This window comes from Microcoleus sp. B3-D7 (assembly GCF_036705305.1).
GTDB lineage: Bacteria > Cyanobacteriota > Cyanobacteriia > Cyanobacteriales > Microcoleaceae > Microcoleus.
The window spans coordinates 108,664-134,682 of record NZ_JAUBUE010000004.1 but is presented as its reverse complement, the minus strand read 5'-3'; the positions used below and the strand labels follow the sequence as shown (position 1 = coordinate 134,682).

Here is a 26,019-nt window from a genome sequence, read left to right as displayed (position 1 = left end):
GGGAATTAATTCCCTGGCGGAATGTTGGGTAGCGGGTAGTAATACTATATTGTTAATAATCTTTATTATTAAATCCTAAAAATCTGTGATTCAAAACTCGACTGAAATACCTACAAATAACATTCAAACTGGATGGCACGGCCACCTGGATTTAGTCTACGCTAACCGCAGCGGTGCAACTCAAATCATTCACAGTCAAATGCAAGCGCCCCTCAAGGTGCAGCGCCCGTTTTATCCTGAAGGGAAAGACATTTGTCACAGCGTCATCTTGCACACGGCTGGCGGAGTTGTCGGGGGCGATCGACTTTCCAGCCATTTTAACCTCCAACCCAACGCCCAAGCCTTGATTACCACGGCCGCCGCTGGTAAAATCTATCGCAGCAGCGGACTAGAATCACAACAAAATATTGACATTCAGCTAGATACTGGTGCTAATTTAGAATGGCTGCCACAGGAAACAATAGTTTTTGACGGCGCAAAATATCGGCAAAATTTGCGGGTAGAATTAGCACCAACAGCAAGGATTTTACTGTGGGAAATTACCAGATTTGGACGCAGTGCTAGGGGCGAAAAGTTCTTGTCTGGAGAATGGATCTCGCACACCGAAGTCTGGCAACAAAACAGCCCTATATGGATTGACAGACAATTGCTCAAAGGTGGAGAAAAAATGCTCGAAAGTCCTCACGGCCTCGCAGGAAAACCCGTAGTCGCCACCCTCGCTTGGGTAGGCGAACCCGTAACCACAGAACTCGTGGAAAAACTGCGAGATTTGCCATCTGAGGCAACAATTTATCCTGGTAATTCCACCGTCGGCGTGACTCGTATTCCTAACGGTTTGCTGTGCCGATATCGTGGTTCATCCACAACCGCAGCGAGAGACTGGTTTGTCAGCATTTGGCACTTGCTGCGCTTATCTTTTTCAGAACGCCCTTGCTGTTTGCCCAGAGTTTGGATAAAATAGGATGATCTTTGAATTTCAATGTATAGTTCCCCTCCTAACTCGATTATTCATCTCTCTCTTCTCTTCCTCTGCGTTCTCTGCGCCCTTTGCGGTTAAATCATTCACAAAAAACCGTAAAAGATATCATAATCAAATAATGCGATCGCACTTACAAGAATAAAAATGCAACTCACCCCCCAAGAAAAAGACAAGCTGCTGATTTTCACCGCTGCCCTGGTAGCAGAGCGCCGGAAACAAAGAGGTTTAAAATTAAACTACCCAGAAGCACTAGCTTACATTTCCGCCGCCATTTTAGAAGGAGCAAGAGATGGCCTCACCGTCGCCGATTTAATGAGTTATGGAACAACTCTCCTGACGCGGGAAGATGTGATGGAAGGGATACCAGAAATGGTGCATGAAGTTCAGGTTGAGGCGACTTTTCCCGATGGAACTAAACTCGTTACAGTACACGATCCGATCCGTTAAAAAATTAACCACAGAGAGTCATAGGAGGAAAGAATGATACCAGGAGAAATGATTGTTTCAGCAGGCGAAATAGAATTAAATGCCGATCGCCCAACGGTGCGGTTGCTGGTAGGAAATACGGGCGATCGACCCATTCAAATTGGTTCACACTATCACTTTTATGAGGCTAACGAAGCCTTAGAATTTAATCGAGAACAAGCAAAAGGAATGCGGTTGGATATCCCCGCAGGTACAGCAGTCAGGTTTGAACCGGGAGATGAAAGGGAAGTTCAATTAGTGCCGTTTGTTGGTAGTCGTCAAGTCTACGGCTTTAATGGAAAAGTGAACGGTCATCTGGATGCTGAAGTATGAAGCCAGAAGGTAGTTCACAATTGTTTTGTTTTGAATTTGACACTTTTTAACTTAAAAGTCCCAGCAGTTTCAAAAAAAAATGCAACTGTAGGGAATTTCCACACTATGATAGTGATCAGTCATCCCCAATCCCCCATCGAAAATGGTATCAATTCCAGCCCTACGCCTAGAGAGTTCTCAAGTAATTTCAAAACAGTTTCTCTGCCTTCTGTATAAGTCCCTTCTGCCTTTCTTTTGTTAGTTAAATTTCCTACTTTTGAGCGAGTTAAAATCTGCCGTTTGGGTTATAGCGTAGTTGTTAAAATTGCAAAGATATACAGCAAAAGTGCGTGATGAACCCAAAATTAGTTGACCAGATAAAACAGGTCTTGAAGCAGAGCTTGCTTGCAACATCAAGGCGTGTCTGGAGAACCCCGTTAGACCGGCGCACCAGCATCAAATTGTTAGATGACAGCATCGTTTATAAAAAGCAGCATGAACCCATCAATATACCCGCATTAACCTCGGTAAATAAAGTGCCTTCTCGGTTTTTTGCCACGGAAAAAACCGTGTCTTTTGACCCAGATTATGTTTGGAAGATTTCCCTGAATCAAAAAATAAATTCTCTAACTATTTGTACGTCTGGTAACACGCTTTTGAATAACAAGTTGCTTTTAGACTTGGATTTTCGGATTAGCGGTGCGGGCATTCTGGAATGGCCTTACAAACCTAACCAAATTACCTATCCGCTGGTAGTTGCTCCCTGGTCGCATTTGTGGTGCAGTTATTATGATTATGTGATTTTTGTGCTGGCTAAACTTTGTCGAATTGAGGAGGCTTTAGGTAAGGAAATTTGGCAAGAAGCCAAAATTTGTTATCCTTTACGACATACAGATTTTGAGTTGGGCTTTATGACCAAACTCGGTATTCCTGAAAGTTCACTAATCGACACTAGGGCTAGAGATACGGGATATCATGCAGAAAGTCTGGTGGTGGGAAACAATCAAGACTGGTATTTTCCGAGTCCTTACGATATAGAGCTTTTGCGGAAAAAATTCTGTCTTAAAGAAAAAGTAAAGCCTTATAGAAAACTTTATCTGTCGAGAAGCGGCCGGCGCAAGGTTAAAAATGAAGTACAAGTGCGAGAGGTTTTGAAAGAATTTGATTTTGAAATTTTGGAAGATATCTCGCGCACTGTTGATGAACAAATTCGTCTGTTTGCAGAAGCGGCGGTGGTTGTCGGCCCTCACGGGGCTGGTTTTACAAATTTGCTGTGGTGTCAGCCGGGAACGAAAGTATTGGAATTCTTTTATGGAGGGTACACTCCGCCATATTTCTATTACATTTGTCAGCTATTGGGAATAGAATACTCGCGTATGGTTGATGACAACAATGTAGCGGAAGATTGGAGTTTCATTGGCATGGATATGACGGTAGATGTGGAGATTTTGAAAAGGGAAATCCAGAAAATGCTGGAGTAAATTTGCTCCTTCATAGCATTTGCGATTTTCGAGGGGCAGAATTGAGGACGATCGGGGTTTTAAACCTTCCCTAATGTGGTATTTTTTTTACTGTTGCAGATTGAGGAACTCGGCACATACTATAATTCAAGTGGGTCTCAACTGCTAACTAAAAATTTATTAATATTAGGAGCGAGCATGAGTTACAGAATGGATCGCCGCGCCTACGCGGAAACCTTAGGGCCGACTGTGGGCGATCGCGTCCGGTTAGCCGATACAGAATTATTCATAGAAGTTGAAAAAGACTTCACAACCTACGGGGATGAAGTTAAATTTGGCGGTGGCAAAGTCATTCGCGACGGCATGGGACAGTCGCCGATTTCTACTGCAGACGGCGCTGTTGACACGGTAATTACTAATGCTTTAATATTAGATTGGTGGGGAATTGTTAAAGCAGATGTCGGTATTAAAGACGGCAAAATTTACAAAATTGGTAAAGCCGGAAATCCTTATATTCAAGATAGGGTAGATATTATTATCGGGCCTGGTAGTGAAGTAATTGCGGGTGAAGGAATGATTCTCACCGCCGGGGGAATTGACAGTCACATTCATTTTATTTGCCCGCAACAAATAGAAGTGGCGATCGCCTCCGGCATCACGACAATGATCGGCGGCGGCACTGGCCCTGCAACGGGTACAAACGCCACAACTTGCACTCCCGGGCCTTGGCATATGTACAGAATGCTGCAAGCTGCTGACGCTTTCCCCGTAAATCTAGGGTTTTTAGGTAAAGGAAACACCAGTCAACCCCAAGGATTAATTGAACAAATCTTTGCCGGTGCAATGGGTTTGAAACTCCACGAAGATTGGGGAACTACACCAGCAACGATCGACACTTGTTTGAATGTAGCTGACGAGTACGACGTGCAAGTTGCAATTCACACGGATACTCTCAATGAAGCGGGATTTGTGGAAGCTACAATTGCAGCTTTTAAGAATCGAGCTATTCATACTTACCACACCGAAGGTGCGGGTGGCGGACACGCACCGGATATTATTAAAGTGTGCGGACAAGCTAATGTTTTGCCTTCGTCAACTAACCCGACTCGCCCTTACACTGTCAATACTTTAGAAGAACATTTAGATATGTTGATGGTTTGCCATCATTTGGATCGAGGCATTCCTGAAGATGTGGCTTTTGCTGAATCGAGAATTAGAAGGGAAACTATTGCTGCTGAGGATATTTTGCACGATTTAGGTGCGTTTAGTATGATTTCTTCTGATTCTCAGGCGATGGGAAGAGTGGGAGAGGTGATTATTCGGACTTGGCAAACGGCACATAAAATGAAGGTTCAAAGGGGGATTTTGAACGGGCAAGATGCCCGTTCCACAGGTGATTTAGACGGGCAAGATGCCCGTTCCACAGGGGGAGAGAATGACAATTTTCGGGTGAAGCGGTACATTGCGAAATATACAATTAATCCGGCAATTACTCACGGAATTAGTCAGTATGTCGGTTCGGTGGAAGAGGGGAAATTGGCGGATTTGTGTTTGTGGCGGCCGGCTTTTTTTGGGGTGAAACCGGAACTGGTAATTAAAGGAGGGGCGATCGCCTACGGGCAGATGGGAGATGCTAACGCCAGCATTCCGACGCCGCAACCGGTGCATATGCGGCCGATGTTTGGCAGTTTTGGCGGGGCGATTGGGGCGACTTGTCTGACGTTCGTTTCCCAAGCTGCGCGCGATCGAGATATTGCCGCACAGCTCGGTTTGCAAAAGCCCGCTGTAGCAGTTTCCGGGACCCGACAAATTAGCAAAAGAGACATGAAACTCAACGATTATTTGCCACAAATGGAAGTCGATCCAGAAACTTATGAAGTCAGGGCGGATGGGGAATTGTTAACTTGCGAACCCGCAACAGTTTTGCCAATGGCGCAGCGATACTTTTTGTTTTAACTGATATTTTGCACCATTTTCAGCAACAGGCAAGATGCCTGTTCCACAAAATATAAATTTTATTGTGGAACAGGCATCTTGCCTGTTCATAAAAGGCTAATTGAAAATGGTGCAATATCTCAGTTTTTACCGATTATACAATCATGTAGTCGCGGGTTTTACCAACAATATTGACCAAAAACCGACCATCTCAAAAACCCGCCCCCACCCAACGGCAAATCTTTATCTTACTTCATTCGGGATGTGATGTCTTGTTAGAAAAATTGAGCGATCGCACTATCAAACCCTGACACAAAAACCAAAAATAAAGTGCAATATTAATTCCGCTCAACAGCTTCGGTATTCCCTCCAGCAAGCTCGAAACAATCTCGTTTTTTAAAGGCAGCGCTTCTGCAAAAAAGGCAACAAATAACAAACCAACGCCACTCAGCAGTAAAGCATAGGGAGTAGAGCGAATTTGTCTCCGAAAAGCTAATCCGTAGGCAATTGCCAGCACGGCGTAAAATATGACAATTGTCACTTTCGGGAAACCCGCACGTCCAAGATGAACATGGGTGCGAAAAACTTCATTGAACAGAAAGCAACCTGCAAACAGTGCCGAATATAAAATAAATCGATTTTCTGGGCGCTCTGGTTGAATAATTCTCAGCAATCCAAAGGTAAAAGCGCACACCATTACCGATAAATAAAATAACATTTGAAACGCCAAAAAAAAGAAACCTGCACCCGGATACGTGGCAGAGCAAGGCGGCAAAAATAACCCTTTTACTGAAGAACCGAACAAACTCAGACACGCCGTCACTAGCCCCACTAGCACTAAAGTTAAACTATTGAACAACAATACAGTTCTGTAATTTGCCATAATTAATAACTAAAAGCCAACAACAGTATATTGCGCGTCAAACCATTTTTTGCTAGGGCTTGTGCACGGGGGTTCAGAAACCGGGTTTTTTACGAAAATACTGCGTTGTGACCCGCAGATTCGGTAAAAAACCCGGTTTCTCTGTCGGAGTGCGTAAGTCGCGATCGCGTTCTTTGAGTAAAGGTGAAATATTCGGTAAAAGGACAAAGCACCGTGCTGTGTTTCTACACTAGGCAATTGAGAATCTGCAGATATCTAAACAGAGAGGAAATCTTCAGGGCCGATGAGGTTCGGAGCAACGCCTATCAAAGAAGCTAAAACTTCACCGCTGCTGGCTACTCTAATTAATGTGCCGTCCGTTCCAGGGGAAATTGATAGCTGTCCGAAAGTCAAGCCATTGATTAATTGAATGGTATCTTGAGAGTTTGCGAAATCAGAGATGGTATCAACTCCCAATCCCCCACCTAAAACAAATACATCGTTGCCCACGCCACCGACTAGAATATCGTTGCCCAAACCGCCGTTGAGGGTGTCAAAACCTTTGCCCCCAGACAGGTTATCGCTGCCGTCGCCACCATTGATGATATCGTTGCCCCGCAAACCAGTCAGAACGTCATCGCCTGCCAAACCGTTGATGGTGTCGTTGCCGGGAGTGCCAGTGAGCACGTCGTTGCCTGGAGTGCCGTTGATGAGGTTTGCAGAGTTATTGTTGCCGGTGTCATAAACAAAGATGTCGGTGGTATTGTTGGTATCCCCCGGCACGAGGTTGGATGCACCAGATGCAAACGCCACAAACCGCCCGTCGGCTGATATTAAGGGCCCAAATAACGCGTCGTCATGCTGCCCCCGATCGCCTGCTGAATCTACAGAGACGCGGGTGATAGTATTGGTTGACAAGTCCCGCACGAAGATGTCCTGTTTATTGTTAGTGTCTCCCGGCACGAGGTTGGAGGAACGAGAAGTAAACGCCACAAACCGCCCGTCGGCGGAGATGGAGGGGTTGAAGGAGTTTTCGTCCCCCTGAATGCCTGCTGAGTTTACAGAGACGCGGGTGGTAGTATTAGTTGACAAGTCCCGCACGAAGATTTTAGCTTGGTTAAAAAAATTGTTAGTGTCTCCCGGCACGAGGTTGGATGCCTGAGATTCAAACGCCACAAACCGCCCGTCGGCTGAGATGGAGGGACTGGAGGAGTCGCTGTTCCCCGGATTGCCTGCTGAGTCTACAGAGACGCGGGTGGTGGTATTGGTTAACAAGTCCCGCACGAAGATGTCGTTGCGATTGTTCGTCTCTCCCAATCGGTTGGAGGCAAAAGAAGTAAACGCCACAAACCGCCCGTCGGCTGAGATGGAGGGGGTGAGGGAGTCGCTGTTACCCTGATTGCCTGCTGAGTCTACAGAGGCGCGGGTGGTGGTATTGGTTGACAAGTCCCGCACGAAGATGTCGAACCGATTGTTCGTGTCTCCCGGCACTAGGTTGGAGGCATAAGATTGAAACGCCACAAACCGCCCGTCGGCTGAGATGGCGGAATTGTTGGAGTCGCTGTTCCCCTGAATGCCTGCTGAGTCTACAGAGACGCGGGTGGTGGTATTGGTTAACAAGTCCCGCACGAAGATGTCGCTGGTATTGTTAGTATCCTCCGGCACTAGGTTGGAAAAAGATGCAAACGCCACAAACCGCCCGTCGGCTGAGATTGAGGGATTGAAGGAGTCGTTGTTTCCCTGAATGCCTGCTGAATCTACAGAGATGCGGGTGGTAGTATTGGTTGACAAGTCCCGCACGAAGATGTCGTTTTTATTGTTGGTGTCTCCCGGCACGAGGTTGGATGCCTGAGATTGAAACGCCACAAACCGCCCGTTGGCTGAGATGGAGTAAGCGTTGGAGAAGCCGTTCGCCTGATTGCCTGCTGAGTCAACAGAGACGCGAGTAATGGTCATAAGTCCTCACACTAAAATTGCAAATTTGCTAAATTTACGAGTGTTTTGTCGATCGCCCGAAGCTTCTGACAAAACAGATTCGCGCGCTTGTAGGGCGATCGACTAATGTTTCTGAATAGACTTCTCCAAAAATTATATTATTGTGGAACAGGCATCCTGCCTGTTCAAGACTTGCATTTCTAGAGCGGCATTCATAGCTGGATATTCTGGTGCACAATAGTTCGGACCCTTCACTCAACACGCTCTAATTTAATCGCGACTCTCCTGGATTTGTGGTGCAAACAGTAGTTAGCGTGTCGCTAACGCAGGTAAAATGCCCCTACCAAAGCAAGTTTTATTTTTATTTATTATCACCTCAAACTCAGGAGAGTTTTAATCGCTCGGTAAACTCAATTTTAATACCTGTCCAACTGATACCTCGTGCTTGTGCGTCGCTACTACCACGGCACCTTCTAATCGCGGATCGTAACATCCAACCCAAGCCGCAGGATGACATTCGTGTACTAAATACCCGTAAAGCCAAATTGCTCCTCTACCTTCAATGACAATTCCTTGGCTCAATTGAACGTGTTGAGGAAGTTTCAAACCTTGTAAATCATTTGGCGTGATGATACCGTCTTGAGTTGTAATACGCAAGCGCAAATGTTGGTAAGCTAAACCGTCTTGAGTTTGATGGGGAATTATTTTTAATTCAATAGGATTCATTGGATGCACAAATGTTGAAGGCTGCGATAAAATCATATACCTTTTAGGGTAAATTGGGAATCCGATCGCCAACTTTCAGTCCTAATTGGGCCGCCCTTCCGCCTCTTAGTTCGATAACTCCGTCAACGGGAACATCCGGGCCGTAGTTGGGGCAGGTTTCGCTCAAACACGGCGGTACGTTAGGAATTATCGCCTGCACTACGCCTTCCCGCAGAAAAACCATATCGAGCTCAATAAACACGTTTTTCATCCAAAAACGCACATTTCGCGCTGGTTCGATGGGAAAAAGCATTCCCCTGTCATCTGGCAATTCTGTGCGAAACATTAAACCTGTGGCTTGTTCTTGGGGAGTTTGCGCCACTTCCAGTCCGATCGCGCGATCGGCTATAATCGTGTTAACCGAAATTGGCAAAAGCTGACCTCTATCTAGTCCGCCAAACAGCGAAATAAAGTTTGATTCAGTCAGATTAGAATTTCCCGAAACAACTCCTAAATAATTACCAGAGTTTTTATCTTTCATAATAGTTTGGTTATCGGAAACAGAAATATCTAAATCGCTAAACTTCATGCCATCTGTCAAGACAATTTTATCATTGCCGTTGCCAAAATCTGTAATTATATCGGCTTCAGTAATAGTAGATGTGGCGGAGGTTCTTTCAATCACAAATAAATCATCCCCCGCCCCTCCTGTTAAGATATCCCCACCTTCGCCGCCTATTAGCAAATCGTTACCCCGATCGCCAAATATCCAATCGGAGTCTTGTCCTCCATAGATTGTATCGCTTCCCTGACCGCCAGACAGCGTATCAGCGCCTTCATTTCCGGCTAGCAAATCATTTTCCCGATCGCCAAAAATGCGGTCGTTTCCCCCCAAACCTTGAACAGTATCATTACCCGCAAATCCTCTAATCGTATCGTTGCTGAGATCTCCCAGGAGGAAATCGAAGCCGAAACTACCGTCGATGTTAACCATTTTGCGTTTAATGATGCGTTTAATAGAATGAAGATTTGGCGATCGGCATCCGCCAACCGGTACCAAAAGCTCGATCGCTAATTTTCAACCCCGGGGCTGCTTGCCGCCGTTTAAACTCCGCTTGCCTGACTAATTTTACTACACGTTTAACCACCGCTTCATCGTGTCCTGCAGCGACAATTTGTTGGGCAGATTCGTGATTTTCTATTAACCGCTGCAAGATGTCATCCAAAACATCGTAATCCGGCAAAGAATCTTGGTCAATTTGTCCCGGTTTCAGTTCAGCACTCGGCGCTTTAGTAATAATATTAACCGGAATAATTTCCTTTCCCAGGGGCTGGCCTGGGGGTACCGCCCCTACATATCCGCCAGAACTCAGCCACCTACAAAGCGAATACACGCGAGTTTTCGGCACATCAGAAATCACCGCCAATCCCCCATTCATATCGCCGTAGAGAGTGCAGTAACCCACCGCCATTTCCGACTTATTGCCCGTCGAAAGCAGCAAATGTCCGAACTTATTGGAAATTGCCATCAACAGATTGCCTCGAATCCGCGATTGAATATTTTCCTCAGCAATCCCGAAAGTTGTGTTGACAAACAAATTGGCGAGAGTGCGATCGTAAGTTTTCATCAAATCGCCGATCGGCAATAGTTCGATCGCGATGCCCAGATTGCGGGCTAATTCCAAAGCATCATTAACCGAATGATCCGAACTGTAAGGAGAAGGCATCAGCACCCCTAGAACATTTTCGTGTCCGATCGCGCAACTGGCGATCGCCGCCACCAAAGCCGAATCTATCCCGCCGCTCAAACCGAGTACAACCTTAGAAAAACCGCACTTGCGAACATAATCTCGTACTCCCAAAACCAAAGCAGCCCAAATTTCTGCATCTCCTTCTGCCGGATGAAAACTTAAATCTGTTGTGGATCGGGCATCTTGCCCGGTCCCGCCGCTGCCAACTAAATCTTGTTTAACTGCGTCATATTCCAGCACCGCAAAATCCGTTTCAAAAGAAGCTAATACCTGAATCAAATCACCCTTTCGATTCACAGCAAAACTGCTGCCGTCAAAAATAATATCGTCATTTCCCCCTACCTGATTAGCGTAAATAATCGGTATCCCGCAGCGGATGACGCTGTGCTGCAACATCGCCGATCGCACTCCCCGCTTCCCCGCAGAATAAGGCGATGCCGACAAATTCAGCACTAAATCTACACCCAATTTTGCCAAATCGGAAACAGGATCGCCTGCGTAACTGCGTTTACCCCAAAACTCCTCATTGTTCCACAAATCTTCACAAATTGTCACGCCGATTTTGAGTTCGCCAATAGAAAAGTAATTGCTGTTTTCTCCCGGTTCAAAATATCTATCTTCATCAAATACATCATAAGTAGGCAACAAGCGTTTATGAAAAACTTGTTTGACGGCGCCATTTTGCAACAAAACAGCGCTATTAAACAATGATTTTCCGCCGAGTTTAACAGCATTAGCATTAGGTAAGGCAGTACCTGCTATGACTGCCAACTCCGGCGGCAAAGCTTGCGCCAGTTGCAGCAACTGTACACCTGCATCTGCAATGAAACTCGGATTGATTAACAAATCGCGCGGCGGATAACCGATCAGGGAAAGTTCCGGTGTTAGCAATAAGTTTGCGCCCTCAACCTCAGCTTTTTTCGCAGCCTCCAGAATTAGGTTGGAGTTGCCAAAGATATCACCAATAGTAGGATTGAGTTGTGCGATCGCAATTTTCATATCACCAAATCACTTAATAAATATTGCTAACAATCAGCCCGCGCGGACTCACTTTCCTATAGTCCTAGATTTGAATCTAGCGAAAACTTACTTAGATTTGTAATGTTTCAACTCTTCCTCAATATAATAATTTACCAAATCCCGGTAAATATTTTCAACCACATCAGGATTCAAACCCGATTCTTGAGCCCACTTGCGCCGCTGCTGTAACATAGCCTGAAAGCGCTCCGACGATCGAACGCTAGCTTCACTCGTTTTGAACCTTGCTGCCGCGATGACGTATTGAAATCTCTTGCTCAAAGCCTCGATCACTTCTCGATCGATAATATCAATTTCCTCCCGAACTTCGTGAATATTAGCGCATTCATCAGGGTCTTTCATAGCCTGCACTCCTTAATAGCTTCTATTCTAATGTTACTAAATTGATCCCAGAATGTCATCTAAGGAACAGCTAAATAAACACCAGAGGCTTATTTTTGAAAGGAGCAAAAGCGGCCGCATCAAAGCGGTACAAACTAGCAGGGCGACCCGCCCCGCGCGAAACCTTAACACCGGTATCGCACAAAAAACCCAATTTTAACAATCGAGATCTAAAATTAGAATAATCCGAAAAACTTTCCCCCAAAATAGTTGTATAAAGCTGATACAAATCGCTCAAAGTAAAAAGTTCCGGCAAAACTTCAAAAGCTACCGGACTGTATTCAAGTTTGTTACGCAGTCGCCGGTATCCGTATTCGAGAATTTGATTGTGATCGAAGGCAAGCTGTGGAACTTGTTGCACGGGATACCAAGCAATGCCGCCGACGCGGTGGCCGACACCCGCCACTACACTCCCAGCAATTAACTCAGCTTCCTCAAAGCGAACCAAAGCAAAATAACTAACCGAAAGATAGCGATCGCCCCTGGTATATTCTCGAGGATCGCGCCCCGGTTCTCCGAAAGTATACAATTGCTCCAGATACAAATTTTTTACCCTAATTTTCTCAGACAAAATTCGGTAAGCCGCATTTTCAAGAGACTCGCCCTGACGCACCAAAGTACCGGGAAGACTCCAAGAATCGATAAACGGTTCGTCTTGCCGCATTACCAACAGCACCAACAAGCGGTTCTGCACGGCATCGACGGAGAAAATCACATTATCTACTCCTACTTTAAAGTCAGCTAATGAGCAACCTTCGCCCTTTTTCGTGCCTCGTGCCATGCGTACAAATGCTCCCTATTGATGTAATCTTCGATGGTCGGAGTCAGAGCTTCCCTGTCTCCTGTTTCCCGATAGGAAGTAGAAGAAACATTGGGAGCACTCAAAGATGCGATCGCCACGTCTGCACCCAGGCGCCTCAACTGCCACAAATCTAATTGCTCTGACGGATAACCGGGTCGCGGTACTATCAGTAACTCCACTTGTTTTAACAATTGTTCAAATTTGTACCAGCGAGACAGTTGCCCCACCAAGTCCGAACCTATTACCAGCGTCAAATCTGCATTCGGCCACAGCAATCTTGCTTGTTCCACAGTTTCCACGGTTCTCGGACTGCTGAGTTCTGGATGCAAGCAAAGATTGTGTCTGGGCGAATTAATTTCTTGAATCATTAACAGCAGCATTGCCGATCGGTGTTCTAGAGAAGTTTGGTGCGACTTAAAAGGATTGTCCGACGCCCAAACTGCTACCCAATCAAAATGTTGGGAAAGCCAACTCAGAATTGTTTTGTGTCCTGCTGTGGGTGGATCGGCACTGGTTCCAAAAAGAGCAATCTTCTGCATAGGGAATCGGTAATGAGTAATGGGTAATTGTTGACTGTTGACTGTTGACTGTTGACTGTTGGCTACTGACTCTTTTTGGTTTTTTGGGTGAGACTCTGCAAATCTGGAGAAATTTCCACCGGCGGCGAAATTGGGTTGTCAAGTTGGCGAGTTTCGGGTCGAAGACTGCCGACAGAAGCAGCAGTTCGTTTGGCGATATCGTCCAAACTTTCCTGGTTCTGGACTCGTTGGCCGTCCTTGACAAACAATTTCATTAATGGTATATAATCGCAATTCTTAATATTTTCTCCGGACAATGCCAAACAATCTCCGAGAATTTGCCCATTTTCAATATGTCTAAAAATTTGCTTTCTTCCTGGATATGTTACCTTGCCGCTTGCCTCTTTCATCACCGGAATTCCGTCAATTTCCACCAACTTATAAACACCGTTGACAGGGGAACCGCTGACCAACTTGGTTCCCAAACCGTAACCGTCAATGCAAGCGCCGCTACTTTTTAATTTAGCAATTTCTCGATCGTCCAAATCGCCGCTAGCAAAAATTGGAACGCCCGGAAGGATCGATCGAACTTCCCGAGACAGCAGCGCCAAATCGCCCGAATCCAGCCGCACGCCTTCCAACTGCATTTCACCGCTGTTTACTCGATCTGCCAACATCCGCGCCGCAGCCACAGTATCATAAGTATCGATCAGCAGCGGCGCCCCCGGGAAATAGCGGTGAAAAGCTGCAAACGCCTGATTCTCGCTGCCTTCGAGGGCAGCCACGGCCATTACCAAAGCATGGGCGATCGTACCGACAGGCTTGCGGCCCAACTTCAAAGCAGCCAAAACATTAGAAGTTCCGTCGAATCCCGCAGCTAGGGCAGCCCTAGCCGCCCAAACAGCAGCTTGAGGCCCAAAAGCCCTGCGCGTCCCGAATTCAAGCAACTTAGCCTCCGGGCCCGCCACATCGCGCAGCCTCGCTGCCCGCGTCGCAATCAAAGTTTGATAATTTATGGCATTCAATAAATAAGTTTCCACCAACTGAGCCTGCCACAGAGGAGCCTCAATTCGCAGCAGAGGCTCGTTGGCAAACACCGCTGTCCCCTCCGGCACCGCCCAAACATCGCCAGTAAAGCGGGCTGTGGCGAGTAAAGTCCAAAATCGCTCCGGGGCGCCGGCAAAAATCCCACTCGACTGCAAAGCCTGAATTTGCGCCGGCGAAAACCGAAATTTCTCCAAATAATCGAGAACTTGAGCCAAACCCATCGCGATCGCGTAACCAAAACCCTCTGGCAGCCTGCGCGCGAATAATTCAAAACTCGCTGCCCGCCCGTCGAGCCCTTCCCCGACATAACAAGCGGCCATCGTTAGCTGGTAGAGATCGGTCAAAAGGCTGTAATCTGCTGAAGAAACCGTTAGTTCCCGGTCTTCTAAGATTTCTTCAAAACCTGTGAGCTGCAGGCTTTCTGTGGTAGTTTTCATAAAAAAAACCCCGAACAAACTTCTTTTTTTTAATTATAGTGACAAACACCATATCTTTTTGTAAATATTTGATAAAGATTGCAGATATTTGTCGGAAAAATTCGCTGATTATGCCCTTTGATAGCGGATTTCGGTTAACTTGTAAATTAATATTATGGTAAAAAAATATAAATACTGAATTTAACAAACTCAGGAATTAAGTACAAACACTCAAGCGTTCCGGGTTTTTTGCGAAAAAACTTCCTTGCAGCCCTTGAATAGAGTTAGACAACCCGGTTTCTGAGCGTCGGGAGTGCGATCGCGACAGCTTGAGTTGACCAAGAAAAAATCTACCACCAAAAGGTCGATCGTCCAACAATGCGTAATTCCTTAAACCTTCAGCTTGCTTCATTGTTGCAGACCAATAAGTAATTCAAATAAATATTGCTAAAGTCATCCATAGCCGAAAAATCAGAGTAATCTAAGAAGTATCAGAACCCAGATTAAGAGAGGCAGATTCTATGAATCTTTCTAAATCTTTGGCAAACGCGATGCGTTACGTTTCGGAAGCAGCGGTGCGGATTTTTAGCCCCAGCGATGACAACTATCCAAATAGTGGAGTTCAACCTTTTGAAGGTAAGCTCTCCAAAAATTCTAAATCCAGACAATGAGCAGCCGTTCTGGCATTTTATAACGAGCTCGGCACAGGCGACAGTCTGTTTAACAGTCAACAGTTAACAATTAATTGTTGACTGTTGACTGTTGACTGTTGACTGTTAATAGTAAGTGTAGGTGGGGTTTCCCTTCCTTCTACCCCACCTACAATTACCAATGACCAATTACACTGAACTTCCCCAATTGACAAAAAAAATATATTCAGGGTAGTAAGCTTTTGAAATAAAGATTTTTGCCACGGTTTACTGCGTATAAATTAGAGAAACACCAAGCAAAACTAGAACCTTTTGTTGCACTAGGGTTGGTTCAGTAATCTTATCAAAAATCAAACTATATAGCAATCCTTGCAGGAATCGTAAATGTTTTACCCCACCCCAACCCTCCCCGAACTCGCGGGGAGGGAGTAAGAAATTCACAAATGATTTAAAATTTATAGAGGAGATGTAGTTGCAGAGAGAGGAATTAGAAATCCCATTTGAGCAGATTGCTTTAGAGATGATTTATTGAAAGATCTCTAATTTTAATATAGAAGAATAAAAATATGAGCTTTAGACCCAGTTGAGTATTTTGCTGAACCCCCCAATCTGGATTTAGGAATAGTCCAGCGATCGCAAAAACCTAAAAATCGGCTAATTGTTTCCCCTTTTTCTGCTACTGGGCGAAGTCCTGAACAGCTTTTCTTCTAACCTCCTTGAACAAATCGCACCACATTTCAAGTTGCTACTTCGATACCTTAGAGTAATTCTACTCATTGATAAAAGTGTTTTTAGCTTAACTGGTTACAATGTGTAGGCACTGGCGGCGGGCGATACCTAGCCAAAAGTTCGGGTCATTCCCCCGTCGGAAGACTGGCTGCAAGCTGGTCTTTTTGTTAGCTGAAAACTCTACTGTTAGTTAGGTCTGACGAGGGTTAATTGTCGTAAAGTGATTTTACAGGCAAGCTGCAAACAGGAGTGAGAAGATTCAAGTAATTGCACGGAAGCTTTGAACGTTTGTTGGGAAATTGTTTGTGCCTCAATTGACTTGCAAGGAATTTCCCCTTCAAATACACCCCTGCTGACAGCGCGATCGCACTCTCGAAAGGAATAGCTGATGCAGGTAAAACAAAACAAACTTTTCACTACCGAAGCGATCGATCGCTTATCTTCACCGGAACGCCTCGACGAAATGATGCAGGTGGTTAGTCCTCGATCGTGGCTGCCACTAACTGCAATTGGCTGTTTAGTTGCTGCTGCGGGGGTTTGGAGTGCGATCGGGCGAATTCCGCTGACTGTTTCCGGTCAAGGCGTCTTGCTTCAGCCTCGCCGAGTCGTGCAATTTCAAGCTGCTAGTTCCGGTCAATTGGTAAAGCTGAATATCAAGCCGGGAGATGTTGTTAAACGGGGTCAAGAAATCGGCAGAATTAATAAACTCGACCTCCAGCAGCAGCTAGAACAAGAAAAAGCCAAATTAGCCCAACTGCAAGGCCAAAAGCAAGATACTAATAAGCTGCAAAAACAGCAGATGGCGCTGGAATTAAAAACCCTCGAACAGCAGCAAAAAGACCTTCAAGAAAGCTTGAATAGGGAGTCAGTTGCGCCGATATTGCACCAGCAAAGTATGGCGGCATTAGAGCAAAAACGCCAAAGTTTGGAAGAAAGTTTGCGCCGCGAACAAATTACCCCGATATTGCGGCAGCAAACTCTGACAGCATTAGCAGAAAAACGCCAAAGTTTGGAAGAAAGTTTGCGGCGAGAACAAGTTGCGCCGATATTGCGGCAGCAAACTCTGGCCGCGATCGCCAAAAAACGCGACAGTCTTTTGCAGCGAAAACAGCACATCACTTCTTTGGTGGAAACTTTACAGCAGCGGTTTGAAACTCGCCGCGTTCTTTACGAACAAGAGAGGGCGATCGGCGAGGATGTAATGCTGCAAGCGAGACAGGAATTTGCGGACTCTCAGATGCAACTGGCGGATATTGAAACGCAGTTAAAGGAACTCGACGTTCAGAAAACGAATAGCGATCGCGAATTCCTGCAAAATCTCAATAAAATGGACGACCTCAAAAACACTCGGCAGCAACTCAAGGTTGAAGCTACCAATACCGAACGAGAGTACCTGCAAAATCTCAACCGCCTTAACGAAATTCAAAACAACCTCCAAGAACTTAAAGTTCAGAAAAGTAACGCCGAACGAGATTACCTGCAAAACCTCAACAAAATTGACGAAATCAAAACTAAGATTAAAGACATAGAAACCCAAGCGGTCAAACTAGCTCAACAAGATTTAGAGAAGTCGATCGCCCAAACAAATCAAATTCAGGAAGTTAAACGCAAGATTGCCCACTTACAGAATCAGTTGACCGCCGACAGCAAAATTACCAGCCAATATGACGGGCGCGTTTTAGAAGTTAGCGCCGTTGCAGGTCAAATGCTGAACATCGGTACAAGAATCGGGACAGTTGAATCTGAGAATTCTAGCGAAAAAATGGTCAGTCTTGTCTATTTTGCTGACAGAGACGGCAAGCAAATTAAACCGGGAATGACCGTACAAGTTACCCCTAGCGTCGTCAAGCGAGAACGCTACGGCGGCATTGTCGGCAAAGTAACCCAAGTTTCTCCTTTTCCGGTTACTAATCAAGATATGTCGGCAATTATCGGCAATGAAAATTTGGCTGACAGCATCGCAAAAAGCATCGCTAGCGGCGGTGCTCCCGTGCAAATCTTTGTGGAATTGCAACAAGATCCGAACACTATCAGCGGTTACAAATGGTCTTCATCGAACGGGCCTCCTCTCAAGATTTCCCCCGGTACTACGGCGCTAGTTCGGGTTCAAATCGGGCAGTTAGCGCCGATTTCTTACGTGATTCCTATTTTTCGGTCTTTGACTGGGGTTTACTAACCCTTATTGTCAGTTTTTTTCGTCCCCAGGGAGAGATAATTGTTGACAACAAATACGTTACACCGACCGTTTGTCTTGTTTATATCGAAGTCTATATCCCCCCTAACCCCCCTTAATAAGGGGGGGACAAGAGCAGTCAAAGTCCCTTTTGTTAAGGGGAAATTAGGGGGATATAGACTGGAATACAAGCCATATTTATGATGGATTTTAGCCTTACTAACCCATGAAAATACTCTGGATTCACAAGTTTTTTACGCCGCGAAAATTAAGGCGAGTTCGTACTCCAACCCTGCTGCAAATGGAAGCAGTAGAATGCGGTGCTGCTGCTTTAGGAATTATTTTGAGTTACTGGGAACACCCAGTACCTTTAGCTCAATTGCGGAGCGAGTGCGGCGTTTCTCGCGATGGCAGTAAAGCTTCTAATATCCTGAAAGCAGCCCGAATTTACGGCTTAGATGCTAAAGGGTTTACAAAAACTGTTGAAGAGTTGAAAGCTGTACCGCCGCCTTTTATTGTGTTTTGGAATTTCAATCACTTTTTGGTGGTTGAGGGGATGAAGAAAAAGTGCGTTTACCTCAACGACCCCGCATCGGGGCCGAGGACTGTTTCTTTAGACGAATTTAAGTCTGCTTATACTGGCGTTGTTTTGACTTTTGAGCCTGGGCCGGAGTTTAAAAAGGGCGGGAAAAAACCGAGTATTGCCAGTGCTTTAGATTCCCGATTGCAAAGTTCCCGCTGGGCGATCGCATTTTGTTTAATTGCTGGTTTATTACTGACTGTTCCCCGTTTGGCTGGCGCGGCATTTACCCAAATTTTTGTGGATGAAATTCTAGTAGAAAACCGTCACGAGTGGCTGCGGCCTTTAATACTGGGAATGCTGTTGGCTGCGGCCGTTCAAGGGCTGCTAGCGCGGATGCGGCTTTTCTATTTGCGGCGGCTGGCAAACAAGCTTGCGATTTCGATGTCGGGACAGTTTGTCTGGCATACTTTGCGCTTGCCTGTGGGATTTTACGCCCAGCGGTTTGCAGGTGAAATTAGCAGTCGCTGCCAAGTTAATGACAAGGTTGCTGAAATTTTATCGGGGAAACTTGCTGCAACTGCGATCGATGCGGTGATGATGGTTTTCTATGCAATAATTATGGTTATGTACGACTGGGTGCTGACGAGTGTTGCTGCTGTTTTTGCAGCCTTAAACTTTTTGGCACTGCAATCTTTATCCCGCAGCCGCGTCGATGCTAACACCAGATTAGCTCAGGAAACAGGTAAGGTTGGCGGTGCTGCGATCGCAGGCATTCAATCTATTGAAACTGTCAAAGCTAGCGGTTTAGAATTCGATTTATTTTCTAAGTTTGCCGGGTACTATGCCAAAATGAGCAACGCCCAGCAAGAATTGGCTTTGCCCACTCAAATATTGTCAATATTACCAGCATTTTTAACGGCATTAGCTGCAACTGCTATTTTAGTTGTCGGGGGCTTGCGGGTGATGAACGGCGGTTTGAGTATCGGGATGTTAATTGCCTATCAAAGTCTCACTCAACAATTCCTGCGACCAGTCAACAATCTAGTCAATTTTGGCAGCACTCTGCAAGAATTAGAAGCAGATTTAAGCCGACTTGATGACGTTCTGCAAAACCCTGTAGATCCAGAAGCAGACCGCGATTCTTTTAATAGTGGAAACAGCCGCAGCGCCATAGCACCAGATGCTTTTCACCTGCAAGGAAACATTGAATTGCGCGGTGTCAGTTTTGGCTACAGCCGCTTGGAAGCGCCGCTAATTGAAAACTTGAACTTAACCGTAAAACCGGGTCAGCGGGTAGCGTTAGTCGGGGGAAGCGGTTCGGGCAAATCTACTATTGCCAAACTTGTGACCGGGCTTTACGAACCAATGAATGGCGAAATTTTATTTGACGGGGTTCCTCGCAATTTGATTCCCCGTTCTATCCTAGCAAATTCGCTGGCAATGGTCGAACAAGAGATATTTCTATTTGCCGGCACTGTTCGGGAAAATCTGACGCTTTGGGACCCGACAGTACCGGAATCAGATTTAGTGCAAGCGTGCATTGATGCGGCAATTCACGAACTTATCTTGAATATGCCGGGAGGATACGATGCTCAACTCAATGAAGGGGGGACAAATATGAGCGGCGGACAGCGGCAGCGCTTGGAAATTGCCAGGGCGTTAGTGAGAAATCCGGCGGTGTTGGTGTTGGATGAAGCAACGAGTGCTTTGGATGCTGAAACAGAGTTAATTATCGATCGCAATTTGAGGCGTCGCGGTACTTCTTGTATTGTGGTTGCTCATCGTTTGAGCACGATTCGAGATTGCGATGAAATTATTATGCTAGCAGGTGGAAAAGTAGTTCAGAGAGGCACTCATGAGGAGTTGCAAAAGCTGGGAGGAGCTTATGCTCTTTTGGTTGGGAACGAACAATAAACAGCAGAAATACAGTAGCCAACCCGACAGTCCGCCAGGGAATGAATTCCCTGTCTAATAGCTAAAGTCCTCTGAAGAGGACTGAAATGAATGATGGTTTGATTTGGCTATTCAGTCGGTTTTAACCGACTTTAGCTATGAGACGGGGATTTTAATCCCCAGCGGATCTGTGGATTAGCCCGATCGCATCGATCGGACTGTCTTCTTTGACGCAGGGCTTTACACCCCTGCCCGACTTGATATTACTAATCGGCAATTACTAGCTATGCTCGATCTAAATCCTGTTAAAAAACTGCACCGAATTAAAGGAAATGAACCGCTGCTGCTGAATGACCCGCATCAGGTATGGATTGTTAAGTCGGGCGCGATCGCAGTTTTTGCAGCCAAGATACAAAGTGAGAAGCCTGTCGGAAACCGCTATTATCTGTTCGGCGTCGGTGCAGGCGAGGCTTTGTTCGGCCCAGCTACCCCCTCCAAGCTTCGGGGGGGAGAAGGAGAAGGGGGGGGAGAAAATTCACAACCTGGCTGGGGACTTCTGGCGATCGCGATCGCCGAAACGGAACTGGAATCGATCGCGATCGCAGATTATGGCGCTTTAGTGGCTGCTGGTGACAGCAAAACGCGATCGCTTGTGGAAGGGTGGATACAGCATTTGGGAGAACGGGCGATTCCCTACGGGATAGATCCGCTTCACGCCCCCGATGAAAAAGTTGCGGAAACTGCCGTTGTAGCAGCCTCGCAGCAGATATCGCTGCAAAAAGGTCAAATGCTGCGATCGCCCCCGGGAACTGTTGTCTGGGTACGCGTCTCGTCGGGCGATGCGAGTGTCGGGGAATTGAAGTTAAATTGCGCTTCCCCAGCGTTTCCCCTGGCTGGGAATATGCTGCTGGTGGCATCCGGGGAAGTTGAGGTGCAAATTTTCTCAACAGCAGAGGTGGAAAATGCCGACTGGCTGCGCCCGAGTTTAGCTTTGCTGCACGAGTATTTCTGCTGCTGCTTGAACTTGCTGGTTTCCCAGCAAAAAGCAGAGGAATTCCGGCGCTTTCAGGAACGCGAACAGCTAAACCGCCAAGTGACTCAGACAGCTTTGGGAGAGTTAACCGAGGTGCTGCATCCCCGGAAAACTGAGGTGTCTGAGGAAGGAACGCCGCTGTTAATCGCTGCTGGGGCTGTAGGTAAGGCACAAGGGATAACAGTCAATCCCCCGGCGGGTTCCGAAGATTTCAGCCGAGTTAAAGATCCGATGGAGGCGATCGCGCGATCGTCCCAATTTCGCACCCGCCGGGTGTTGTTGGTTGGAGATTGGTGGCGGCAAAACTGCGGCCCGCTGTTGGCTTATACAAAGTCCGACAATCGACCTGTAGCTTTGTTGCCCGGTAAGGGTGAGCGTTATACTTTGTTCGATCCGATCGACCGCAGCCGCCAACGGGTAACTAAAGCAGTAGCCCAACAGTTGTCGCCAGAAACTCTCATGTTTTACCGACCCCTGCCGCTATTAGTTCGCAACGCTGCGGAACTGTTTCGCTTCGGGACGAAGGGCTACGAAAAAGACATCATCGTTGCTTTCGGGCTGGGGATATTGGGAACGCTGCTGGGGATGGTGACACCGCAAGCTACCTCAATTTTGGTCAATGATGCTATTCCTGACAGCGATCGTTTGTTACTGTGGCAGTTAGGGCTGGTATTGTTAGTTGCGGCGATCGGACGGGCTGTATTTAGCATGGCCCAAACAATTCTGACGCTGCGGATCGAAAATGCTGCCAGCGGCACTCTCCAGCCGGCAGTTTGGGATCGATTGCTGAGATTAAAACCGGCATTTTTTCGCAGCTATTCTTCTGGCGACTTGCTGACTCGCTTATTAGCAGTTAATCAAATTCGCGCCCAACTCAGCGGCGCGACGCAGCGGACACTTTTGAGCGCCATATTTTCCCTGCTGAATTTGGGGCTGATGTTTATTTACAGCCTGCCGCTGGCTTTAGTCGGAATTGGTTTAACTCTTATTGCGGTTATAGTAACAGTCACATCCAGCTTGCTCTTAATCCCAAAAGAGCGGCAGATGGAAACAGGAGAAGGCGACATTAACGGGCTGACAGTAGAACTAATTAACGGAGTATCAAAGCTGCGGGTAGCTGCCGCCGAAGGGCGAGCCTTTGCAGCTTGGGCGAAAAAGTACAGCCAGCAAATTAAACTAAGAACTGGCATTAAACGAATTGACGACAGCGTTTCTGTATTTAACGAAGCGCTGCCGTTAGTCAGTTCTATTCTGATGTTTTGGTTTGCAATTGTGTTTATGCAAACCTCTCAAACAGAAGGCGGCGGACTGAATATGGGGACGTTTCTGGCTTTTAATTCCGCCTTCGGAACCTTTCTTTCCGGCGTCACTGATTTGAGCAATACCTTAACTGATATTTTAGGAATTGTACCGCTGTGGGAGCGAGCAAAACCGATCGTCCAGGGCATCCCGGAATCTGACCCGACAAAAGCCGATCCCGGCCGCTTGCAAGGTCAAATTACTGTCGATAGGGCAACTTTCCGCTACCGGGAGGACGGCCCCCCAATTTTAGATGATGTCAGCATCAATATTCAACCGGGGGAATTTATCGCGATCGTCGGGCCGTCTGGTAGCGGCAAATCAACTTTATTTCGGCTGTTATTGGGATTTGAAATAGCACAAAGCGGCACTGTTTATTACGACAATCAAGATTTAGCAGGCCTCGACGTTCAAGCTGTGCGGCGGCAGTTAGGAGTAGTGCTGCAAAACGGCAGAATTAATGCTGGTTCGATGTTTGACAATATTACTTGCGGGGCGATGGTAACGCAGGAGGAAGCTTGGGAAGCCGCGCAAATGGCCGGTTTAGCGGCTGATATCGAACAAATGCCGATGGGAATGCACACGGTTGTCAGCGAGGGCGGCACGAATCTTTCGGGAGGACAGCGGCAGAGATTGTTAATTGCGCGCGCGATGGTTGTCAAACCAAAGGTTATCCTGATGGATGAAGCTACGAGTGCTTTGGACAACCGCACGCAGGCGATCGTTACTGAGAGTTTGGATAAGTTGAATGTGACGCGAGTTGTCATCGCCCACCGCCTGAGTACGATTCGCAATGCCGATCGCATTTATGTAATTGAAGCCGGCCGTTTGGTAGAATTTGGTTCCTTTGAGAAATTGGTAAAACAGGGGGGATTGTTTGCTCGATTAGTGGCGCGGCAGTTAGAGTAGGGATTCAAGGTAAAACCATTTTCAATAACGGGCAAGATGCCCGTTTCACAAAGAGTAAAATTCTTGTGGAACGGGCATGTTGCCCGTTCATAAAAGCCTTATTTAAAATGGTGCAACATCTCATTTACATCCGTTACATCCCGTACATTACTCGTTGGCGAACTGGTTATTCTTTTGTTAGCAAATCCGGCAACCACAACAAAATTAGCAAGAGCAAGCAGAGGATAACTAAGCCAACACTAAATATTGTAGTGTTACCCATATCCGGGGCTTGCTGCATGAGGTATACTGGCTGTATTGCATCCATATTTTTGGTATATTTATATAATGATTTAGACGTGCTAGACAGGCAGAAACTGGTTTACAAAATTATTAGTTTTAGTCGCTTAGGGTTGATAAAAACCGCCCCTATAGGAATTACGCTCGATTCACAGGTACATGATATGAGGTAAATAAAAACCCAGTTTATTTAAGAAACTGGGTTTCCATTGATGTTTTCCCCTTGGGTGTTGAAACTCAGCAGAAGCGCGATCGCTTCTCGTTACAATCAGCTCATTTCCCGAAATAGGACTGCATTGCTTCAATTAAGCTCATAGACGGGCCCCGAAAATATGGCTTTTCCCCGCTGACTGTGATAGTACGCATACCGCCCGCGATCGCATCGAGTTCCAAGTCGCTCAATTCTTGATTAGTTGAGTTGTCCGGTGCAGATGCTGTGATGGCGGACGACTCGGAGGGTACTTCTTGCAAAAATCGATTGTTACTTTCCATCAGATGTTTTCTCCTTCGATAATTAGTGAAATTTGCTTCCAAAAGCGAGCGAACCAACTCCTAGTAAAGTTGCCTCCTATCCAGCCTTTTTACCCGCTATGTGGCTAACAAAATGCTCGGTCGGAATTCTCTCGGTCGGACCGTACCACTGGAGCTTACTCCAATCGAAAAACGTAAGACCGCCTGCGATCGCATCTAATTCCGTATCGTTCAATTCTTCAGCAACAGAATTGACTGGCGACTGTTGCTGTTGCACGGCAGAATCTTGCTCAAGTTCTCGGGAAAACTGATTAGTGCTGTCCATCTGATTGCTCCTTTTTATTTCGGTGAAGGAAGTAACTCCTTATTTGTTTTTTTCCAGCTAAGCTAGTGCTGGCCTATGCGTAAATTTAGTTTAGAAAATTCCCTGGCTAAAGTAGCTACCTCAAAGTAGAGTTTTGAACCTATAAAAACAACAGATATTTAACTCACCTTTAGTTGAGGAGATTACCTGAACTTTGGGCTAGGTATCGAATATCCCACGGAACTATAGACTGGTAATACTCCGTTTCTGTGCAATGAGTAAAGCCTGCGTTCCATCCCTCCGTAAGTCTTGTCTAAGCAATAACAGCCTATATTTTAGGGCGACACCTAGCCAAAAGTTTAGGATTTTCCCTCACAGAGGCTGAGTCGCAAGCTGACTATTTGGCTAATTTCATACTAAACTAAAAGCTAGAAGCATTTTAGGGTTATTATCTTACGCTGAAAATAGTAAATCATAAAAAAGACCAGGAACTTAATTAAATTGTCGGGATTATCTGTTTCAATCGTACTATCGCTCTCCATCTTCCAGCAGCCGACAAATGCTCAAAGAGCAAGTACCTTTGCTACCAGTTGCACGGATTTTTCAATCAATGGCGCTCAATTATCTGCAACTTGTAACAAAAAAAATGGTACGAATCAGCGCACTTCCATTACCATTCAAGGGGTTCATAATAAAAATGGACAACTGGTACAAGGCAATATTGGGGAAGCAAGTACGTTCAACCGAACTTGCACAGACTTCGGTATTAATGGAGCTCAAATTTCAGCCAATTGCCGCACATCTAGCGGTGATTATCGGCATTCTTCTGTCACATTACTGGGAATTAATAATAACGATGGCAAGCTAATGTATTAATTATAGGAGGATTGAGCATTCCTAAAGTCCGATCGGCAATTGTGAAAGTCCTAACCCAAGATTCGTATAAACAAAGGGCGATCGAGATGCAAGAGGCGATCGGGCGATCGGGCGGAGTCAAGCGCGCCGCTGACATTATCGAACAAGCTGTATTGACTGGGAAGCCTGTCTTGGCTTCTAAAATCTAAAATCTCAGATGTGGAGTCAAATCTAAAATCTAAAATCTAAAATCTAAAATCGACTGATGGCTCACGCACATCTGGTGTGAGGAGCA

General features: G+C 46.1%; 23 protein-coding genes. 11 read left to right on the top strand and 12 right to left on the bottom strand.

Going from position 1 to position 26,019, the window contains the following annotated elements:
* Positions 1-85 precede the first annotated feature (85 nt).
* From QUB25_RS05110 to ureC, 5 genes are all read left to right on the top strand, one after another.
* The gene (locus tag QUB25_RS05110) at positions 86-961 is read left to right on the top strand and encodes an urease accessory protein UreD (RefSeq protein ID WP_333182240.1); all 876 of its coding nucleotides are present in this window, start codon (positions 86-88) and stop codon (positions 959-961) included.
* A gap of 162 nt (positions 962-1,123) precedes the next feature.
* Complete coding sequence (gene ureA, locus QUB25_RS05105) at positions 1,124-1,426, top strand: urease subunit gamma (RefSeq protein ID WP_015179363.1); 303 nt, start codon at positions 1,124-1,126, stop codon at positions 1,424-1,426.
* 33 nt (positions 1,427-1,459) lie between these two features.
* Positions 1,460-1,777 (top strand): urease subunit beta, encoded by a 318-nt coding sequence (locus tag QUB25_RS05100; RefSeq protein ID WP_333182239.1) that lies wholly within the window; start codon positions 1,460-1,462, stop codon positions 1,775-1,777.
* Between the two features lie 332 nt (positions 1,778-2,109).
* Positions 2,110-3,237 (top strand): glycosyltransferase family 61 protein, encoded by a 1,128-nt coding sequence (locus QUB25_RS05095; protein WP_333182238.1) that lies wholly within the window; start codon positions 2,110-2,112, stop codon positions 3,235-3,237.
* 177 nt (positions 3,238-3,414) lie between these two features.
* Positions 3,415-5,172 carry an urease subunit alpha gene (ureC, locus tag QUB25_RS05090; protein ID WP_333182237.1) on the top strand — a complete coding sequence of 586 codons (1,758 nt, stop codon included), beginning with the start codon at positions 3,415-3,417 and terminating at the stop codon, positions 5,170-5,172.
* Positions 5,173-5,404: 232 nt separating this feature from the next.
* Here ureC and QUB25_RS05085 read toward each other — a convergent pair whose 3' ends face one another.
* From QUB25_RS05085 to QUB25_RS05040, 10 genes are all read right to left on the bottom strand, one after another.
* A complete protein-coding gene (locus QUB25_RS05085) occupies positions 5,405-6,034 on the bottom strand; it encodes a hypothetical protein (RefSeq protein WP_333060259.1) in 630 nt (209 codons plus the stop codon).
* 255 nt (positions 6,035-6,289) lie between these two features.
* Positions 6,290-7,969 (bottom strand): calcium-binding protein, encoded by a 1,680-nt coding sequence (locus tag QUB25_RS05080; RefSeq protein WP_333060258.1) that lies wholly within the window; start codon positions 7,967-7,969, stop codon positions 6,290-6,292.
* A 372-nt stretch (positions 7,970-8,341) separates the two neighbouring features.
* Positions 8,342-8,674, bottom strand: a complete 333-nt coding sequence (gene crn3, locus QUB25_RS05075) for a CRISPR-associated ring nuclease Crn3/Csx3 (RefSeq protein WP_333147103.1) — start codon at positions 8,672-8,674, stop codon at positions 8,342-8,344.
* Positions 8,675-8,717: 43 nt separating this feature from the next.
* Complete coding sequence (locus QUB25_RS05070; protein WP_333182236.1) at positions 8,718-9,647, bottom strand: DUF192 domain-containing protein; 930 nt, start codon at positions 9,645-9,647, stop codon at positions 8,718-8,720.
* A 19-nt stretch (positions 9,648-9,666) separates the two neighbouring features.
* Complete coding sequence (locus QUB25_RS05065) at positions 9,667-11,403, bottom strand: NAD+ synthase (RefSeq protein ID WP_333182235.1); 1,737 nt, start codon at positions 11,401-11,403, stop codon at positions 9,667-9,669.
* Between the two features lie 87 nt (positions 11,404-11,490).
* On the bottom strand, positions 11,491-11,784 hold the full coding sequence (locus QUB25_RS05060; RefSeq protein WP_333182234.1) for an isochorismate lyase: 294 nt from the start codon (positions 11,782-11,784) through the stop codon (positions 11,491-11,493).
* Between the two features lie 70 nt (positions 11,785-11,854).
* Positions 11,855-12,604 carry an NrtR DNA-binding winged helix domain-containing protein gene (locus QUB25_RS05055; RefSeq protein ID WP_333136345.1) on the bottom strand — a complete coding sequence of 250 codons (750 nt, stop codon included), beginning with the start codon at positions 12,602-12,604 and terminating at the stop codon, positions 11,855-11,857.
* Positions 12,565-13,164, bottom strand: coding sequence for a nicotinate-nucleotide adenylyltransferase (locus QUB25_RS05050; protein WP_190734851.1), 600 nt, complete (start codon positions 13,162-13,164; stop codon positions 12,565-12,567). Before QUB25_RS05050 ends, QUB25_RS05055 begins: the two co-directional genes overlap by 40 nt.
* 62 nt (positions 13,165-13,226) lie before the next feature.
* On the bottom strand, positions 13,227-14,627 hold the full coding sequence (locus QUB25_RS05045; protein ID WP_333182233.1) for a nicotinate phosphoribosyltransferase: 1,401 nt from the start codon (positions 14,625-14,627) through the stop codon (positions 13,227-13,229).
* Between the two features lie 196 nt (positions 14,628-14,823).
* The gene (locus tag QUB25_RS05040; protein ID WP_333182232.1) at positions 14,824-15,018 is read right to left on the bottom strand and encodes a hypothetical protein; all 195 of its coding nucleotides are present in this window, start codon (positions 15,016-15,018) and stop codon (positions 14,824-14,826) included.
* 109 nt (positions 15,019-15,127) lie between these two features.
* Here QUB25_RS05040 and QUB25_RS05035 point away from each other — a divergent pair, with 109 nt between their 5' ends.
* The 4 genes from QUB25_RS05035 (at position 15,128) to QUB25_RS05020 (ending at position 23,815) form a co-directional block, all read left to right on the top strand.
* Positions 15,128-15,277 carry an isochorismate synthase gene (locus tag QUB25_RS05035; protein ID WP_333060250.1) on the top strand — a complete coding sequence of 50 codons (150 nt, stop codon included), beginning with the start codon at positions 15,128-15,130 and terminating at the stop codon, positions 15,275-15,277.
* A gap of 1,096 nt (positions 15,278-16,373) precedes the next feature.
* Complete coding sequence (locus tag QUB25_RS05030) at positions 16,374-18,161, top strand: NHLP bacteriocin system secretion protein (RefSeq protein ID WP_333182231.1); 1,788 nt, start codon at positions 16,374-16,376, stop codon at positions 18,159-18,161.
* 223 nt (positions 18,162-18,384) lie between these two features.
* Positions 18,385-20,595 (top strand): NHLP family bacteriocin export ABC transporter peptidase/permease/ATPase subunit, encoded by a 2,211-nt coding sequence (locus tag QUB25_RS05025; RefSeq protein WP_333182230.1) that lies wholly within the window; start codon positions 18,385-18,387, stop codon positions 20,593-20,595.
* A gap of 265 nt (positions 20,596-20,860) precedes the next feature.
* Complete coding sequence (locus QUB25_RS05020) at positions 20,861-23,815, top strand: NHLP bacteriocin export ABC transporter permease/ATPase subunit (RefSeq protein WP_333182229.1); 2,955 nt, start codon at positions 20,861-20,863, stop codon at positions 23,813-23,815.
* Positions 23,816-24,367: 552 nt separating this feature from the next.
* Here QUB25_RS05020 and QUB25_RS05015 read toward each other — a convergent pair.
* The gene (locus tag QUB25_RS05015; protein WP_333182228.1) at positions 24,368-24,586 is read right to left on the bottom strand and encodes a hypothetical protein; all 219 of its coding nucleotides are present in this window, start codon (positions 24,584-24,586) and stop codon (positions 24,368-24,370) included.
* A 76-nt stretch (positions 24,587-24,662) separates the two neighbouring features.
* Entirely contained in the window at positions 24,663-24,890 is a 228-nt protein-coding gene (locus QUB25_RS05010) for a hypothetical protein (RefSeq protein ID WP_333040262.1), read from the bottom strand.
* A gap of 480 nt (positions 24,891-25,370) precedes the next feature.
* Between QUB25_RS05010 and QUB25_RS05005 the strand changes: the two genes are divergently transcribed.
* On the top strand, positions 25,371-25,745 hold the full coding sequence (locus tag QUB25_RS05005) for a CVNH domain-containing protein (protein WP_445251930.1): 375 nt from the start codon (positions 25,371-25,373) through the stop codon (positions 25,743-25,745).
* A gap of 11 nt (positions 25,746-25,756) precedes the next feature.
* Entirely contained in the window at positions 25,757-25,933 is a 177-nt protein-coding gene (locus QUB25_RS05000; protein ID WP_333182226.1) for a hypothetical protein, read from the top strand.
* Positions 25,934-26,019 lie beyond the last annotated feature (86 nt).